General features: G+C 50.3%; 11 protein-coding genes. 1 reads left to right on the top strand and 10 read right to left on the bottom strand.

What is annotated here, in order from left to right:
* Positions 1-25 precede the first annotated feature (25 nt).
* Positions 26-1,381: a bifunctional folylpolyglutamate synthase/dihydrofolate synthase gene (locus tag SU32_RS04890; protein WP_053998228.1), complete on the top strand. Its 1,356-nt coding sequence runs from the start codon at positions 26-28 to the stop codon at positions 1,379-1,381.
* A 59-nt stretch (positions 1,382-1,440) separates the two neighbouring features.
* Here the strand turns inward: SU32_RS04890 and trxA are convergent, their stop codons facing one another.
* The 10 genes from trxA to SU32_RS04940 all read right to left on the bottom strand — a co-directional run bounded on the left by trxA (position 1,441) and on the right by SU32_RS04940 (position 16,303).
* Positions 1,441-1,764, bottom strand: a complete 324-nt coding sequence (trxA, locus tag SU32_RS04895; RefSeq protein ID WP_053998229.1) for a thioredoxin — start codon at positions 1,762-1,764, stop codon at positions 1,441-1,443.
* Positions 1,765-1,834: 70 nt separating this feature from the next.
* Positions 1,835-5,371, bottom strand: a complete 3,537-nt coding sequence (addA, locus tag SU32_RS04900) for a double-strand break repair helicase AddA (protein WP_053998230.1) — start codon at positions 5,369-5,371, stop codon at positions 1,835-1,837.
* Entirely contained in the window at positions 5,368-8,508 is a 3,141-nt protein-coding gene (addB, locus tag SU32_RS04905; protein WP_053998231.1) for a double-strand break repair protein AddB, read from the bottom strand. Before addB ends, addA begins: the two co-directional genes overlap by 4 nt.
* A gap of 56 nt (positions 8,509-8,564) precedes the next feature.
* Positions 8,565-9,290 (bottom strand): nucleotidyltransferase family protein, encoded by a 726-nt coding sequence (locus tag SU32_RS04910; protein ID WP_053998232.1) that lies wholly within the window; start codon positions 9,288-9,290, stop codon positions 8,565-8,567.
* Positions 9,283-10,785 (bottom strand): tRNA (adenosine(37)-N6)-threonylcarbamoyltransferase complex ATPase subunit type 1 TsaE, encoded by a 1,503-nt coding sequence (gene tsaE, locus SU32_RS04915; RefSeq protein ID WP_053998233.1) that lies wholly within the window; start codon positions 10,783-10,785, stop codon positions 9,283-9,285. The genes SU32_RS04910 and tsaE overlap by 8 nt, the downstream gene beginning before the upstream one ends.
* Positions 10,786-13,326, bottom strand: coding sequence for a sensor histidine kinase (locus tag SU32_RS04920; protein WP_053998234.1), 2,541 nt, complete (start codon positions 13,324-13,326; stop codon positions 10,786-10,788).
* Positions 13,327-13,555: 229 nt separating this feature from the next.
* Entirely contained in the window at positions 13,556-14,950 is a 1,395-nt protein-coding gene (ahcY, locus tag SU32_RS04925; protein ID WP_053998235.1) for an adenosylhomocysteinase, read from the bottom strand.
* A 113-nt stretch (positions 14,951-15,063) separates the two neighbouring features.
* Positions 15,064-15,342 carry an HPr family phosphocarrier protein gene (locus SU32_RS04930; RefSeq protein ID WP_053998236.1) on the bottom strand — a complete coding sequence of 93 codons (279 nt, stop codon included), beginning with the start codon at positions 15,340-15,342 and terminating at the stop codon, positions 15,064-15,066.
* Positions 15,343-15,744, bottom strand: coding sequence for a PTS sugar transporter subunit IIA (locus SU32_RS04935; RefSeq protein ID WP_053998237.1), 402 nt, complete (start codon positions 15,742-15,744; stop codon positions 15,343-15,345).
* Positions 15,745-15,847: 103 nt separating this feature from the next.
* Positions 15,848-16,303, bottom strand: coding sequence for an HPr kinase/phosphorylase (locus SU32_RS04940; protein WP_053998238.1), 456 nt, complete (start codon positions 16,301-16,303; stop codon positions 15,848-15,850).
* Positions 16,304-16,309 lie beyond the last annotated feature (6 nt).

Below are 16,309 nucleotides of genomic sequence, written 5' to 3' on the forward strand. Positions count from 1 at the left end.
AACCCGCAATAAAGGCGCTTCAGCCATGACGTCTCACTTCGAAGAACATTCACAGCATTTTGCGGACAGCAATATGGCTGCTGATGAAATAGACAAGCTTATGGCGCTGCACCCCAAAGGCTTTGATCTGTCTTTAGGGCGGATCAAACGGCTTATGGACCGTCTTGGCAATCCGCAAAAAAATCTGCCGCCTGTCATTCATATTGCCGGCACGAACGGAAAAGGATCCTGCGCGGCTTTTTGCCGTGCGATTCTGGAAGCACATGGAAAATCGGTGCATGTGCACACCTCACCCCATCTTGTCCGTTGGCATGAGCGTTACCGCTTAGCCGGCAAACTCGTAGATGATGCGACGCTGACCGATGCTATCAAACGGGTGGCGGCTGCCAATAATGGTGAACATATTACGGTGTTTGAGATTCTCACAGCGGTCATGTTTGTGCTGTTTGCCGAACATCCTGCCGATATTGCCATTGTTGAGGTCGGGCTTGGTGGGCGTGCCGACGCGACCAATATAATCGAACATCCTGCTGCGACTGTTATCATGCCGATCGGTCTCGATCATGTTGCCTATCTTGGCGATACAATTGAAAAGATCGCCACCGAAAAAGGCGGTATCATCAAGAAAAATGTCCCGCTTATTATCGGCGCACAGCCAAACGCAGGTGCGCGCGACACGCTTGAAGACATGGCCTATAGGCTTGATGCGCCGACCAAAATTTACGGACAGGATTTTCATGCCTATGAAGAACATGGACGGCTTGTCTTTCAAAGCGATGTTGGGCTTTCAGATTTACCGCTTCCTGCTTTGCCCGGCCGCCACCAGCTTGCCAATGCCGCCGCTGCCATTATGGCCGTGTGTGCAGCCGGTTTTGCACCTTCGGACAATGAGTTAGAAGCCGCCATGAACGCTGTTTCCTGGCCTGCCCGAATGCAATCGCTGGCCAGTGGCCCCTTGACTGAACTTGCGCCAAATGCTGCCGAATTCTGGCTGGATGGCGGGCACAATCCTGATGCGGCAATCGCCTGCGCTGAATATCTGGCCGCGCGCGAAGAGGCCATTGAGCGGCCTATCTATATGATCTGCGGCATGATCAATACAAAAGATGCGGTTGGGTATTTCAAGCCATTTAACGGGCTGGTGCGTCAGGTTTTCACAGTGCCCGTACCATCCAGCGATGCAGGAGTGGACCCGGTTATACTTGCAGATCAAGCGCATGAAGCCGGCCTGATCGCCGAGGTTAGCGCAAACGTGCAGGAAGCGATCAAGCGCTTGTCTTCACAACTTGACCCTTCAGAACCGGCACCGCGTATTTTGATTTGCGGGTCGCTATATCTGGCCGGCGATGTTTTACGCGATAATCTAACGCCGCCTGTCTAAAAACGGCATGAAAAAACCGGCACTTTTCAGCGCCGGTTTATAATTCAGTTTGTTCTGGATTACGCAGCTGCGTTTTTAATCCAGTCTGACAATTTTCCTTTTGGCGATGCGCCGATCATCTGGTCCGCAATTTCGCCGCCTTTAAACATGTAAAGCGTTGGAATAGAGCGGACGCCATATTGCGCTGCAATTTCCGGATTTTCATCAATATTCAATTTAACGATCTTTACCTGACCGTCCATTTCTGCCGAAATTTCTTCCAGCGCAGGTGCAATCATCTTACAAGGTCCGCACCATTCGGCCCAGAAGTCTACAACAACAGGAACGTCAGCGCTTAGAACATCGTTCTGGAAGCTTGCAGTATCAGATTTTACAGTCGCCATGGATTTTCTCCGAGTTGATTCTTGGTCTGCAATGTGGGCGCTATTGAATTGAGATTCAAGTTATTCGTTCTCAATTAAATGTGTTGTGCGCCGCCATATTATCAAGTGTTTTGGCCAATAGATCATGATCAATTTCGATAAGCTGAGGGGTGCTGGTAAACAAAAGAGCCGCCTTGACCTGTTTTTGAGGGTAAAGCGGTGCGACCAGCGCGTGATAAAGCGCCATTTGACGCAAATAGATGAGCGGTACTTCGTCCAGCGTTGAAGGCGGTTTGGCATTTGTTTTATAATCGATGATGCAAACTTTATCGCCCACCACTGTAAGCCTGTCGATCACACCTGACACGGCATGTTCTTCACCGCCAATATCCACTGTGCCCATCACCGACACTTCAGCAGTGCCGTGATCAGAGAAAAACGGCGCATACGCTTCTTCACCAATCACACGGAGGGTTTGTGAAACTATGAGATCTATATCTGCATCGCTCCAGCGCGTTTCAATTTGGCGGCAGAACTGCCGCGCCTTTTCTGCGCGTTCATCATTGGGGATATCGGGCAAATATTGCAGCAATTTATGAATGACACTGCCGCGTTTGGCAGCAAGGTTTGGCGGCATGGCAAGCTTTTCACCCTGTGACCGATAGTCATCAAGCAGTGACGCGGGTTGCTCTGCCTCGCTTTCCTGCCTGTCAGCTTCCACGGAAAAACCTGTAACACCTGACGGTATTAACGGACGCGGGGCAGGCGGCTCTTTGGGGACAGGTGTATCAAAACAGGCGGGCACTGTTAAAACCTTTGACGTCTCATCATTATCTGAAATCTGCTCGGAATAGGGCGGCAAAGTCTGATTTGCCGGGTAACGCAATGCTTCAAATCCCGTATAAGGCACCACTTTGCTCAACGGCTCCAATGCTGTTTTCACCATTGAAAGCCACGTTCCCTCTTTACCGCCATTTTGTCCGGCATAACCGGCAACAATGAGTTGATCGGCAGCCCGTGTCATGCCCACATAGAGCAAGCGTCTATATTCCTCTTCTGCGCTTTGCTTCAAACCCCGAATAATTTCTTCAGCAACAGCCGAGCGAGCCGCGCCGGTGCCTCCGACCAGAACGCCTTTTACCGGATGAGCCAGCCCGGCTTTTAAATCATAGGGCAAAAGAACGGGCGTTGAATGACTGCCATATGCCGGACTTCCAGGGTCAATCAGGAAAACAATCGGTGCTTCAAGTCCTTTGGCACCATGCACGGTCATGATGCGAACCTGATCACTTTCCCCTTCCATTTCCCGTTTTATTTCGGGACTGAAATGTTCCAGCGTATTCAAAAATGTTTCAAGAGAAGCGGGGCCGGTACGTTCTTGTGCGATCGCATAGTTCAAAAACTCGTCCAGCATTTCTCCTGTTTCCGATCCCAGCCGCGCAATCAGTTTTGACCGCATTCCCTCGGTTATTAAGACATGGCTATAAAATTCGAAAACCGGCTTATGGACCGCAAGCCTGATCCATCGTTTCAATAGCGAAACAATCTGTGAAACTCTTTCATCCTCGCCAGCATAAAGTACCATTGTGTCAAACAATGTACTCTCACGATCATAGCTCAGCTCAAACAGATCATCATCGCTTAAGCCGAACATGGGACTGCGTAGCAGTGCTGCCAGTGACAAATCATCGTTCTGATTGATCATGACACGGCCAAGCGCCATTAAATCCAAAACAGCGATATGGCTGGTCATGCCTAGCCGGTCGGCCCCGGCGACCGGAATATGACGCTGTTTTAATGCGCGTGATAGAGCATGAACAAATGCGTCGCGTTTTCTGACAAGAACAAGAACGTCGCCCGCCTTGATCTTCTGGCCCGTTGCCTCAAGACACGCGCCTCCATCAAGCCAGCTCTTTATCCGGTCAGCGATGCGCGAAGCGACGATAATGGCAGGCTGGGCGGCAAAATCGAAAGGTTTGCGCCAGTCCTCCTCCTGTTCCTGTTTTTCGGCGCGCTCAAAATCCCAGACTTCCACGGAGCCCGGTTGGTTTTCACGCAAGGACCGGTGTTTTTGCACATCACCGCCATGAGCCGCCAGCCCGCGTTTATGATCCGCATAGGAAAAGACATGATCGACAGCGTCTAAAATGTCTCCGGTAGAGCGAAACGACGCCTCAAGATCAACCGGTTCAAATTTTCGGTCAACGGCATCAATTTTTACGGCAAAATGGCTTCGCGCATCATCGAAGCCCTTCGGATCAGCGCCCTGAAATGAATAAATTGACTGTTTCTCATCGCCCACGGCAAAAACCGTTCGCCTGCTGCTTGATGATGATTCGCCGGCAAAGAATTCATCGGCTAGGGTTTTGATCACGCGCCATTGGGGGGGGCTCGTGTCTTGCGCTTCATCGACCAGAATATGATCAATCCCCTGATCAAGCTTGTAACGCACCCAGTCAGCGACGTTTTCCTTCAGGAGCATTAATTCAGTGCGCTCGATCAGATCGTCAAAATCAAGCAGACCGCGCCGCCTTTTCATATTGCCGTATAGGGACAAAAGCCTGTCAGCAACGCTTAACGCATCCATGGTCCGTTCGATTTCATCGAGTAGATTGATCTGCAAGACAAGTGATTGGACGTGTTGCGCTGCATCGATAAAGCGGGCCTCTAAATCCGGCGCGACCGCCGCCGCTTTTGCAGAAGCATAGTTCTTCGTCGTGCGAATTTCATTTTTCTTTGTAAGAAACAGTTCGCAAAGCGCGTCAAATGATGGGCTTATACTTTCATCGCTATACCAAGTCGTCAGCTTTTCGAGCAAATCACGCGCAGTTTTGGCACCAGTAGACGGAAAAACAGAAAACGTGTTGCGGCAATATTCCTGCGTTAAGCCCGGCAGCGGCCAAATTTTTGTTTTTAAACGCTCAACAGTGCAGTCGCTTTCAAATTCATTTGCCGACAAATAAGCCTGACGCCACTCAGATGGTTCGCCAAGATTATCGATTAAGTTAGCCAGTTTTTGCCGGTTATTGACGATTTCAGAAAGCAATTCTTCAAAGCCGGATTCACCGGAGCGCTCAAGAACATTTAAAACAGCCCCATCGCCGTGTTCTGTCAGCAGTTTTCGCCGCGCCTCTGCCATCAACAAATCTGCTTCAACATCATCGATCAGTTCAAAGTGACCGGCAATGTTGGCCTCCAGTGGAAACCGGTGAAGCAACGCCTCGCAAAACGCATGGATAGTTTGAATTTTAAGTCCGCCCGGTGTTTCCAACGCTTTGGCGAACAGAGTTCGCGCAAACCTTATTTCCGCGTCCGTGCAGTTTCTGTTTGTGATCGCAATCAGTTCCTTTGCAAGATCGGCATCAGGCATGGTTGTCCACGCGCCAAGACGGGAAAACACGCGGTTTTTCATCTCGGCGGCAGCGGTTTTTGTATAGGTCAAACAAAGAATTTTTGCCGGATCAACATTTGTTAGCAAAAGCCTAATAACGCGGGTGGACAGAACATAGGTTTTACCCGAACCCGCATTTGCAGACACCCAGGCCGATACCTCCGGGCTGGCGGCCACTGCCTGCCGCTTGATTGTAATCTGGTCCGGTTTTGGCTTTAAATCATCGCTTATACTCATATCGATTCGGACCCGTTTTCATTATCCGTGCCTGCGGACCATTCTAAAACGCGTGCCAAATGATCATATTCGCCACTATAATCATGTTGTTTTGCGGGAATTGCCCGTGAAATATAGCCGTTTTCTTCGTCGGCAAAGAAACTCAACAACTGAACAAGTTTTTCCCATGCTTTGTCAGCCAATAAATCGGCCTCTTTGCGCTTGTTGCCCGAACCGCGTACATCATTGCGCTTAACGTCACCTTTGGCGCCAAGCGTGACATAAAGCAGAGCAGCTGCATCGGTTTTATCAAGCTGTTTAAACGCCCCACGCTTTAAGAGCGCCGCTTCAAGCGGCATCTGTGGGGCAAGCATGGCGTGAACCTGATCAACGCTGGGAACACCCCCCGTTTTAAAGTCAATAATGTCGACAGTTCCGTCCTTATTGACGTCCAGACGGTCGGCAATACCGCGCAAGGTGACACCCGTCGAATCGACCGAAAGTCTATCCGATTTTAACTCGGCATGGCGCTTGACCCCTTCCTCATCGCGGGTTCTTTCCCAATTTACAATTTCAGGGATTGCCGCGTCAAATCGTGTTCGCCACAAAACTTCAACGTCAGGCGGCAACGAAAATTCGGCAAAAATCCGGTCCGCGATCTCGCGTAATTTATCGATTGCGTCCGGCTTGGTGTAATTGATGTTCGCTTTCGTTGATTCTTCCAAAATCGCATGGAAAAGCGTACCGCGCGTTGCCGCATCCGGTTCACGAACCAGTTCCTCCAGCGGCTGCAGGCCTAAAATCCGCTTGGCATAAATGGCATAGGGATCACGCCGCAGTCGCTCAATCTCGGTTACAGAGAAATATTTCGGCCGCGCATGGACAGGTGGCTTGGGTTCCGGTCTGGCTTCCAGATTTATGTCGTCAGTTTTCTCCAAAGCCTGAACAATATCAGCATAAAATTGCCCACGTTTGTGCATCTCTTCAACAGCATCTTCGCCGGCTAAAGTTTCAAGGCGCTGAAGCCACCGCGAGGCAACAGTGGGCGCATTATCCATTCTTAATGCGCGGGTAAGCAAAACGCGCTTTTGCCCCATGCCCATATAAAAATCATGCGCCGACAAACCGATGCGCCGTTCAGGCGGCTGCATTTTCATGCGCAGCTTCATGCCGCGCGTTAAAAAAGCATCATTGGAAGTCTGCTGCGGCCAAACCGTTTCATTGAGTCCGCCCATGACCAGAAAATCGACCGTTTGCAGCCTTGCTTCCAGTGTTCCCCAAATCGACACGCGGGGATGACCATTGGCAACCGGCTTTACAGACATTGAACTGGTGACGGCACGAACTATTTCCGGCCATTGCTCAGGTGAAAACTTCATCTCGAGTTCACTGCCGAAAAACGAGGTTAAAAGCTTTCGCAGCATGGTGCCTGCTTCACCGGCATAAAGTGCCTGATGATTGCCCTCTTCATCTTTAGTAAGTGTCTCAAGCACCGTAATTGTGGCAGCCAACATTGTTTCTAACGCGACATCATCGCCGCGCTCTACCAATGCACACAATGGCGCATATGCCGCCTCAATGCGCGCCGCAAACGAAACGATATCGGCTTCAATTTGCGCACGCTGGTCTTCCTCAAGCCTTCGCAGCCATGCAGGCGCATAAGCACCTTCTTTGTTCCGAGCAGCGATCTGCGCCTTTGAAAACGCTTCAAAGGTGCCGCAATCAAAACGGCCAACCCCGCCGCGCAGAACCATCTGTTCAAGACGGTTTACTGATTTCTGGTAATCATCGCTTTTCAATCCAAGACGAACGAGCGGGTTCTTTAAAAGCGCCAGCAAATCAGCCGGATCGCCCGCATCAAATACGCATTTAAAAACAAAACCGAGCAAACTGCCATGAGGAGTCGTATCAAAGGCATGTCCACCGGAATCGTCCGCTTCGATGCCATAACGCTCCAGTTCTGTCACAACCCGGCGCGCAAGCGTTCTGTGCGGAGTAACCAATGCAGCATTAACAGCTGGATCGGCAATGGCATCGCGCAATGCAGCGGCAATGGCGGCGGCTTCCTGACGTTCATTTTCCGCAACCAGTATTTCCACATTCGCGAAAGCTGAATCCGCAAGGTTTTTTCGGGTGTCCAGCCACGTTGCCGTGCGCGGTGCCGGTTCCAGCGCAGCACCAATCCATTTCTGACGCTCTGCCAAATCCGAGGTGCTGTCTGACCCAATTTTTGAAACCAGACCTTGCGCGCCCATTTTCAAAACCAAGTGATGCATACCATATTGCGGATGGCCTATGGCCGATGCCAGATCATCGGCATCTTCCAGCGCGGCTTTTGTTTCAGCGCTCATATTCAAATCATAACCCGGCAAAACAACTGCACCGGCGGGCAGTTTGGCAATCGCCGCAATCAGATCAGCGGTTGCAGGGATTGTGCCTGTGGAACCGGCAACAATGACAGGGTCGACGGGCTGTTTCGATGTGAGACGGGTCGCTTCACCGCGTAACATCATGTTACGGTGAATTGCCGGGTCAATCCGGCGCAATTCTTCCAGTTTTTGCGGCCATTCGCTGGCAATGATTTGCAGAAAAGCGTGCGTAACGTTCCACCAGCCCGGCAGGTCCAGTTCAGCAGCGGCAGCGTCTATCGAATGAAAATCCAAATCTTCGGTTTGCAATTGATCCAGTAATTCCGCCAGTGCCTGCGCCATCCAGAAGGCGTCCGATGTCGATGCCGGCGTCAGAATATCCTCATTGGGATAAAGATTGCGCAGGGCCTCCGTCAGATGCTTGTTCCAATCGGCAATCAACCCGCCCAGAAGAAGCTGTCGGTGAAGACTATCAATAGGCGGCGCCAGACTTAACGCTCCATCAGCATGGCCGCTAAAAAGTGCCTCGTCTTCATCAAACTCGCCCAATTGTTTGATTGCGGGCAAAAGGACGCTTCGCGCGCCCAATTGATCAAGAAATGCGGATCTAAGCTCACGTGCAGCACGCCGCGTCGGCACGTAGATCGTGACTTTCGACAGCGACAGCGGGTCACCGTCATAGGAAAAACCTGGCACAAGATCGCCTTCACACAGCGCCTTTGCCAGCGTTGCCAGAAACGGTTGTCCAGGTTCAATCGTATAAACGCGTGGCTCGATGTGCTTTTCCAAATCACCGCTCTTTTTTGACCGCTATGACATGCCGGCCGTGATTGTGCTTCGTCAGCTTAACCCAATTCGCGCAGCTTGGCTTCCGCTTCCGCGAGCCCTTGCGGCGTGCCAACAGTTATCCAATGACCATCTTCCAGAATAATGCCGGATAAACGATCCCGCGCAATCGCCTGATCAAAATAAACATTGAGCGAATGCGGCTCTTTCCGACCTGGATCAAAGACAGACGGGTTATATATTGCCGCGCCGGCATAAATATAACCATCGCCATCACTGTTTTTCGCGCGCGCCAATTTACCGTCGCTCGCCATGGTAAAATCATAGCCGCCAGAATGGCCGGTTGCATCGGCAGCGCGGCATAACAAAAGCAGGATATCCATTGTGCTTTCATCAAATGCATCAATCATCCGCTGCAAAGTTGGCGTGCCATGGTCAATCCAGAATGTATCAGCGTTAAGCAAAGCAAACGGCCGGTTTCCAAGCAGCGGGAGTGCGCGCACCGTGCCGCCGCCTGTTTCCAGTATCGCATCGCTCTCGTCACTGATGATGCACTTTATGTCATCCCGCGTTTTGCAATGAGTCGTAATTTGTTCACCCAGATAATGGACATTGATAACAGCTCTCGAAATTTTGCTTTCCACCAATGTATCAAGAGCACGGTCAAGCATTGTTCTGCCGCCAACCTCAACCAAGGGCTTTGGTATTTTATCCGTTATGGGGCGCAAGCGTTTGCCAAATCCGGCAGCAAGCACCATCGCGGTATCTATTTTTTGCTCATTCATCAATAACGCCCGCTTTCACATACCATTGCCGCAGTTTGCCAAGCTGCGGGTGGGACAGAGATTGCGCCAGATAGGCACGGGTTGGCGCTTCGTATTGACGAAATCTGTGCTTGCTATCGCGAACATCAAGACGCACCCATAATCCAAGCAGCCGCGAACTTCTGAAAGCACAAAGCGTGGCAATATCCAGCCGTGATTGCTCTTCGTTAAATCCTTGCTGGTGACGACGTCTTCGCGCGCAATAGGTATTGAGAATCTCGGCTTGTAATTTTGACGGTACAATCGTGCGTGCATCCTGCATGAGTGATGCAACATCATAGGCGCCTGGACCAATAAGCGCATCCTGATGGTCGATAATGCCTATTCTATCATTGCCGGTTTTATCACCGCGCCAGATAATATTGGGCGAGTGAAAATCACGAATGATCAGATCGTTATAGCCTGATTGAAACCGCCTAAAGATGGGCGTCCAAAGTGTAAAAAGCTCATCGCGCAGCGTTTCAGAAAGATCGTTCTCTTTACCCCACCAATCAGGGAGCAGTGAAAGACCTGTTCTCATAGCGCGCTCGTCATAACGCGGTATTGTGTGGGTCTGCCCGTCCGGAAACGTCCAAACATTGTTCCATCTCTTCCCATGGATGTCTGCCAGAACTTCTACAGCAGCAAGATAACGGTCTTTTATCGGCGTATTATCATCCGTTACAATTTTTCCCTCGCCTAAATGCTCAATCAGCAGCAAACCTTGGGGCAAGTCCTGCGCATAAATTTCAGGTGCCGTGAAACCTTGCTCCCGCAACATCTCGCTGACCGCAACGAACGCACTGACTTCCTCGGAAAGATGCACAATTTGCTTATATGTCAAACCATCAAACAGCGCAGGCTCTTGCGGCAGTTTGGGCGCATCCATCAAAATGAGCGGACGTTCTTCATCATCAATATGGATAAATTCATAATTGCGTGCGGACGCATCACCTGGAAATGACGAGCGGTCAGCCTGCCCAAATCCATTGTCGGCTAAAAACGCTCGAATACGCATTGAGCGCTTTAAACGCTTCAAAAAATCCTCATTGCCTCCAATCGTCATAAGACGTGCATCCGGCTTGTTACTATCTTCTGTTAGCCGGATAACCACCAAATCAGGCGGGAGCGCTTCGGCCGCTTTGGACGGCCATTCGATGAGGGCTGCACCGGCCTCCAAAGCAGGTTCCAAGCCCAGCTCATCCAGCTCTTCGGCATCCGCAATGCGATAAAGATCGAAATGAGCAATTGCCGGTGACGTGTCATAAAGTTGCACAAGCGTGAAAGTCGGGCTTGGAACTTCTATTTTTTTGTCAAAATCACCATAGGCTGCCCGAATAACGGCGCGGGCAAATGTGGTTTTCCCCGCACCCAAATCGCCTTCCAGTGCGATACAATCCCCTGCTTTTAAAATCAGCGCGAAGTCCTGCGCAAAGCGGCTCAGCTCATCTTCATTGTTAAATTTAAGCTCAATCACTTATTCAGCTGCCACACTCACCCGCGGCGGTACATCGGGGAACTTCAAAATAACTTCTGTGCCACGTGAAGGAGAAGATTCAATCGAGACCTCACCTTCATGCAAGTCGACAAAGCTTTTCACAATCGCAAGCCCGAGACCGGCCCCGCGATTGCGGCCCCCACTTTCTGTGTGGAAACGCTCGAAAACGGTTTTCAACGCTTCAGCTTCGATACCCGGCCCTTTATCGCGTACTTTAAACACCACGCCCGTTTCTGTTTTTTCGCAGGTGAAAGTAACCGTTGATCCTTCGGGGGCAAAATCCGCCGCATTGATCAGCACATTCGACATCACTTGTTTCAAGCGTTCAGCATCAGCCACAATTGTATCGGCGTCCGGTGAAATGCGAAGCACGAGTTCAATTTTATGTGCTTCGAACCTGTCTTGAAGTGAAGCTGCAACCTCGCGCATGACCGGCGCAACGGCGACCTTTTCAAAACTGAGCTCAATGAAGCCCGCGTCGACACTCGCCAGATCCAGAATATCATCTGTTGTGTTGAGTAGCGCCTGCGAGGACTGCTCGATATGGCCGATATATTCGCGCTGTTTTTCATTCAATGTACCGATATGTTCCATGGCGATGAGGTCGGTAAAGCCCATGATACTGGTCAGCGGTGAGCGCAATTCGTAAGAAACATGTTGAATAAACCGGTTTTTCAAATGAGCCGTACGCTCCAGCGCTTCGTTGCGTTCCCGCAGCGCTTTTTCAATCTGGTCGGCCGCGGTAATATCAAGGAAAGTGATCATTGTCTGACCGTTCGGTAACGGCACAATCATCCACGACAATGTTTTATCGCCGACATTGACACGGCCGACATCACTGGCACGGTCCTCTTCAAATCCGGTTACGCTGCCCGCAAAGCCTTCCCAAGCTGATGCATCATCACCGCGCTCGGCAATTTGGCGGGCAATATCACCAATATGCGGCGGATTTTCATCATCAAAATCGCCCAGAGACCAAAGATCGCGGAAAATCGGGTTGGCAAGCTGTAAACGGCCATCTCCTTTAAACACTGCCACGCCTTCCGCCAAATGATTGAGCGTATCCCCCTGAACCCGAACCATCGTTTTGAACCGGCTTTCAAGGTCCATGCGCTCTGTCAGATTTTCAAAGACCCATGTTAAACCACCTTTGGGATGCGGGTTGGCGATCACGCGCACTGTGCGTCCGTCCGTCAGGTGCCACCAATCCTCCATCGGCTCGGTTGCGCGGAACGCACTAAGTAGTTCGTCCTTCCAGCGCCGCCATTCGGGTTGCTCCGGCAGCTTTCCTTCGGTCCGCATTCGATCGAGGAACATTGTAATATTAGGCGCTTTTTCAAGGAACGCGCTATCCAGCCCCCACAGATTTTCAAAAGCAAGATTGTGGAAGCGCAGTTTTTGACTTTCATCAAACATCGCTACAGCAGTCGTCAGCTCATCCAATGTTTCTTCGTGACTGCGGATGGTTTTTTTAAGTTCGTTTCGGGCCGCTTCAGCATCCGTCTTGTCAACGCCAATGCCTGCGCTGCCATAACTTCCGCTTGTTTCAAGCACATCGAAAACCATGCGGTCGCCGGAAACGACTGTGCTGACAGGCCCTTCAAATTTTTGCTCGCTTAGCCGCGCATCTGCAATTGCTTTAAGCGCCTGTGTGCCAAATAATTCAGCCTTACTGCTCACAACCGCTGCACTGTCTGAACAATCAACTGACCTTGCATAAGACTCATTCACCCATGCCAGCTTGCCTTGCTGGTCACGCAACCAGATCGGCATGTTTAACTCATCCATGAGCTTTTGAAACGTCTCCAGCGTGTTGATGACACGTTCGTGGGAAATAGACAGTTGCGCGTTTGCCTTGCGCTCTCTTGAAAGGTCGGAAAATCGTACAATTGCGCTGCTGCCCGATGTCCGCCCGCTCGCCTCAATCGGTGTGCCGTTATTTGTTTGAATAATTTCACAGAACGATTTTGCGTTCTGGCGCAAATCCTCAATGGAATGTTCAAGAATTGTCGCCGAGCGTGATTCCAGCCAACGCCCGAAAGCCAGAACATGGGCACGGGATGTCGGCGCGCCGGAATCAGCGTTCAAACTGCCAACAATTGTCGGTTTGCTCTCATCATTTGACCAGATAATTGCCTGCTGGCCTTCAGCGGCAGCAAGGGCCTCCAACTGGTTTAGGCGTGCTGTCAGATTGCCGACTTTGGCGCGCAGTGCCGAGTTCTGATTGACCGTGCGGCCTCTTTCTCTAATCAGCCAAAGGGCTGAAGCTAGTGCAGCAATCAAAGCGCCCGCCAGCATCGAAAACTGGGTTATCTCTAGAATATGAAGCGGAATGCCAAACAACTCCGCCTGTGGCTCAACACCGTCAATCGCATCTGTCGGCTGCGCAAAAGCACTGGTTGTGAACAAGGAAAGAAGTGAAAGGGGTACAGGTTTAAAAATAGGGCCTAGCTTGGATACAGATGCTCTTAATTTCAGCGAAAAACGAATCAGCGGCCTCTTTTTAAATGTCACGATCATCCAGCGAATCCCCCAGCGCACAGGAAAAAACCCGTGAAACCACTGTTTTTAATGCATTTTTTAAACGAAATTACGCAGACACAAAATACTCGAATCACATCAACATAGCCATCTGGGGAATCCACGAAAAGAGTCGTTTTAAAAAAGACCGGTCTGCATGTGCAAACCGGCCTGTTTTCAGGTGTTTTTGCGGTGGATTTAATGCCCTTAGATCAGGGCAAAAATCCTCTTAATAGCGGTAGTGTTCCGGCTTGTACGGGCCTTCAGGGGTAACGCCAATATAATCGGCCTGTTCTTTCGACAGTTCGGTCAATTTTGCGCCGATTTTCGTCAAGTGCAGACGGGCTACTTTTTCGTCCAGATGTTTCGGCAAAATGTAGACTTCGTTTTTATACTTTTCGCCATTGGTCCAAAGCTCGATCTGCGCCAGCACCTGGTTGGTAAATGAAGCAGACATTACGAATGACGGGTGACCTGTTGCGTTGCCAAGGTTAAGCAAACGGCCCTGAGACAAGAGGATCATACGGTTGCCCGAAGGCATTTCGTACATATCAACCTGATCCTTGATGTTTGTCATTTTCAGATTTTTCAGATTGGCGACCTGAATTTCATTATCAAAGTGACCAATATTGCCAACGATGGCCATATCTTTCATTTCACGCATATGTTCGATGCGGATAATGTCTTTATTGCCTGTTGTTGTGATGAAGATATCAGCGTCTTTTACGCTGTCTTCGAGTGTTGTGACCTCATAGCCGTCCATTGCCGCCTGCAATGCGCAAATCGGGTCAACTTCTGTCACTTTAACGCGCGCACCAGCGCCGCTCAATGATGCAGCAGAGCCTTTGCCAACATCGCCATAGCCGCACACAACGGCTGTTTTACCGGCCATCATCGTATCGGTTGCACGGCGGATGCCGTCGACCAGTGATTCCTTACAGCCATATTTGTTATCAAATTTTGATTTGGTAACAGAATCGTTCACGTTGATGGCAGGGAAAGGCAACTGGCCTTTCTTATGAAGTTCGTAAAGACGGTGCACACCGGTTGTTGTTTCTTCCGACACACCTTTAATTTCTTCGCGTGTTTTGGTGAAGAAGCCCGGAGTTTCAGCCATGCGTTTTTTGATTTGCGCAAAAATCGCCTCTTCTTCTTCAGAAGTCGGTGTTTCGATCAGATCTGTTTCTCCGGCCTCAACGCGCGCGCCGAGCAAAATATACAGTGTCGCATCGCCGCCATCGTCGAGAATCAGATTTGCACCCTCAGGGAACATGAAAGAACGGTCCAGATAATCCCAGTGTTCAACCAAAGTTTGGCCTTTGATCGCAAAAACAGGAACGCCGGAGGCGGCAATCGCGGCCGCAGCATGATCCTGAGTGGAGAAAATATTACATGAAGCCCAGCGCACATCGGCACCCAATGCAGTCAGTGTTTCAATCAACACTGCAGTCTGGATTGTCATATGAAGCGAACCGACGATACGTGCGCCTTTAAGCGGTTTGGAATCGCCAAATTCTTCACGCAGCGCCATAAGACCCGGCATTTCAGTTTCAGCAATGTCCAGCTCTTTGCGGCCAAAATCAGCCAGGTTGATATCTTTTACGATGTAATCGTGCTCGGCCATGAGGTCCGTCTCCGAAATTATGTGAGAAATGTATGTATGTTTTGACGCCTCTTTATCAGAGACATCAATCAAGTACAACGGCGACATAAAGAAATGTTTATGTCTCGATATGGTTAGTCATTTTCGCCGAATTTATCGGCAATAAGCGCCTCGATGGCTGACATGGCCTGTTTTGCGTCTGGCCCTGCGGTTGAAACCTCAATCTGGCTTCCCTGACTGGCCGCGAGCATCATCAATCCCATAATCGACGTACCGCCGACATTAGTGTCATCCTTTGAAACGATCACCTTGACGTCGAATTCTTCCACTGTCTGGACAAATCTGGCCGATGCGCGGGCATGTAGCCCTTTTTTATTTTGTATTGTGAGTGTTTTGCTTATCGGTGCAGACATCTATTTTCCCGCCAGAACCTGGCTGGCGACATTGATATACTTTTTCCCCGCCTCGCTGGCGCAGGAAATAACGACGTCGATCTCTTTTGTTTCACGCACTTTTGCCAGTTTGATAAGCATTGGCAGGTTCATGCCTGCGATAATTTCAACCTTACCCGGCTCCATCAACGAGATGGCCAGATTGGACGGCGTACCACCAAACATATCGGTTACAACCACCACGCCGCCACCGCTATCAACTGCTTCAATCGCAGCGATTATGTCACTGCGACGTTGCTCCATATCGTCGTCCGCTTCGATGCAGATTGTTTCAAATTGTTCCTGAGCCCCAACGACATGCTCGACAGCCTTTTTAAATGCAGCCGCAATCTCGCCGTGCGATACTAAAACAATACCGATCATTGATCGTGATTTCCCGTCATCGGCCCATCATCAGCCGGAATTTTTACATCCAGTATGTTGAGCAGTAAATTTCGAAAATGACAAGTCTTATCCGCCGTTAACGTTAAACCCATAGAGGAATATCGAGCGCGGCAAAAACGGCATTGGCCGCGGCATCCAAATTTGCGGTCGAAAGATGAAGCTTCTTCAATTCATAATCACCGATCTTTTCATATTGCGCGTCCCAGTAGCGCACTACATCCTTTTCCTCGCCAAGCTGAATGCAAAGCACGATCTCGGCGCTGTGAAAAACCTGCTCTCGCTCGACTATACCAAACCCGCGGATTTCAATTTTACCCCTAAGTGCAGGCGGTACATAGCCGATTAATTGCCCCTGTTCCTCTTCCAAAAGCGTTTGATCATCGCTGATAATATGAGCCGATAAGTCCGCAGCGCGGCAGCGGCGGTATAGATGCAGCATAAGCGACGTTTTTCCAGACCCAGAAGGCCCCATTATCAGAACGCCCTTTGCTTCAATTTCAATCAGACTGGCATGAATGTTCTTTGGTAACCCTGTCATTGCGGG

This window comes from Ahrensia marina, assembly GCF_001293565.1.
In the GTDB taxonomy this organism is placed as follows: Bacteria; Pseudomonadota; Alphaproteobacteria; order Rhizobiales; family Rhizobiaceae; genus Ahrensia; species Ahrensia marina.

Bases quoted from the DNA above. Each gene is read 5' to 3' on its own strand.
- SU32_RS04890 (WP_053998228.1), top strand. From the start codon at position 26: ATGACGTCTCACTTCGAAGAACATTCACAGCATTTTGCGGACAGCAAT.
- SU32_RS04935 (WP_053998237.1), bottom strand. From the start codon at position 15,744: ATGATCGGTATTGTTTTAGTATCGCACGGCGAGATTGCGGCTGCATTT.
- SU32_RS04910 (WP_053998232.1), bottom strand. From the start codon at position 9,290: ATGAATGAGCAAAAAATAGATACCGCGATGGTGCTTGCTGCCGGATTT.
- ahcY (WP_053998235.1), bottom strand. From the start codon at position 14,950: ATGGCCGAGCACGATTACATCGTAAAAGATATCAACCTGGCTGATTTT.
- addA (WP_053998230.1), bottom strand. From the start codon at position 5,371: ATGAGTATAAGCGATGATTTAAAGCCAAAACCGGACCAGATTACAATC.
- SU32_RS04930 (WP_053998236.1), bottom strand. From the start codon at position 15,342: ATGTCTGCACCGATAAGCAAAACACTCACAATACAAAATAAAAAAGGG.
- SU32_RS04920 (WP_053998234.1), bottom strand. From the start codon at position 13,326: ATGATCGTGACATTTAAAAAGAGGCCGCTGATTCGTTTTTCGCTGAAA.
- SU32_RS04940 (WP_053998238.1), bottom strand. From the start codon at position 16,303: ATGACAGGGTTACCAAAGAACATTCATGCCAGTCTGATTGAAATTGAA.
- trxA (WP_053998229.1), bottom strand. From the start codon at position 1,764: ATGGCGACTGTAAAATCTGATACTGCAAGCTTCCAGAACGATGTTCTA.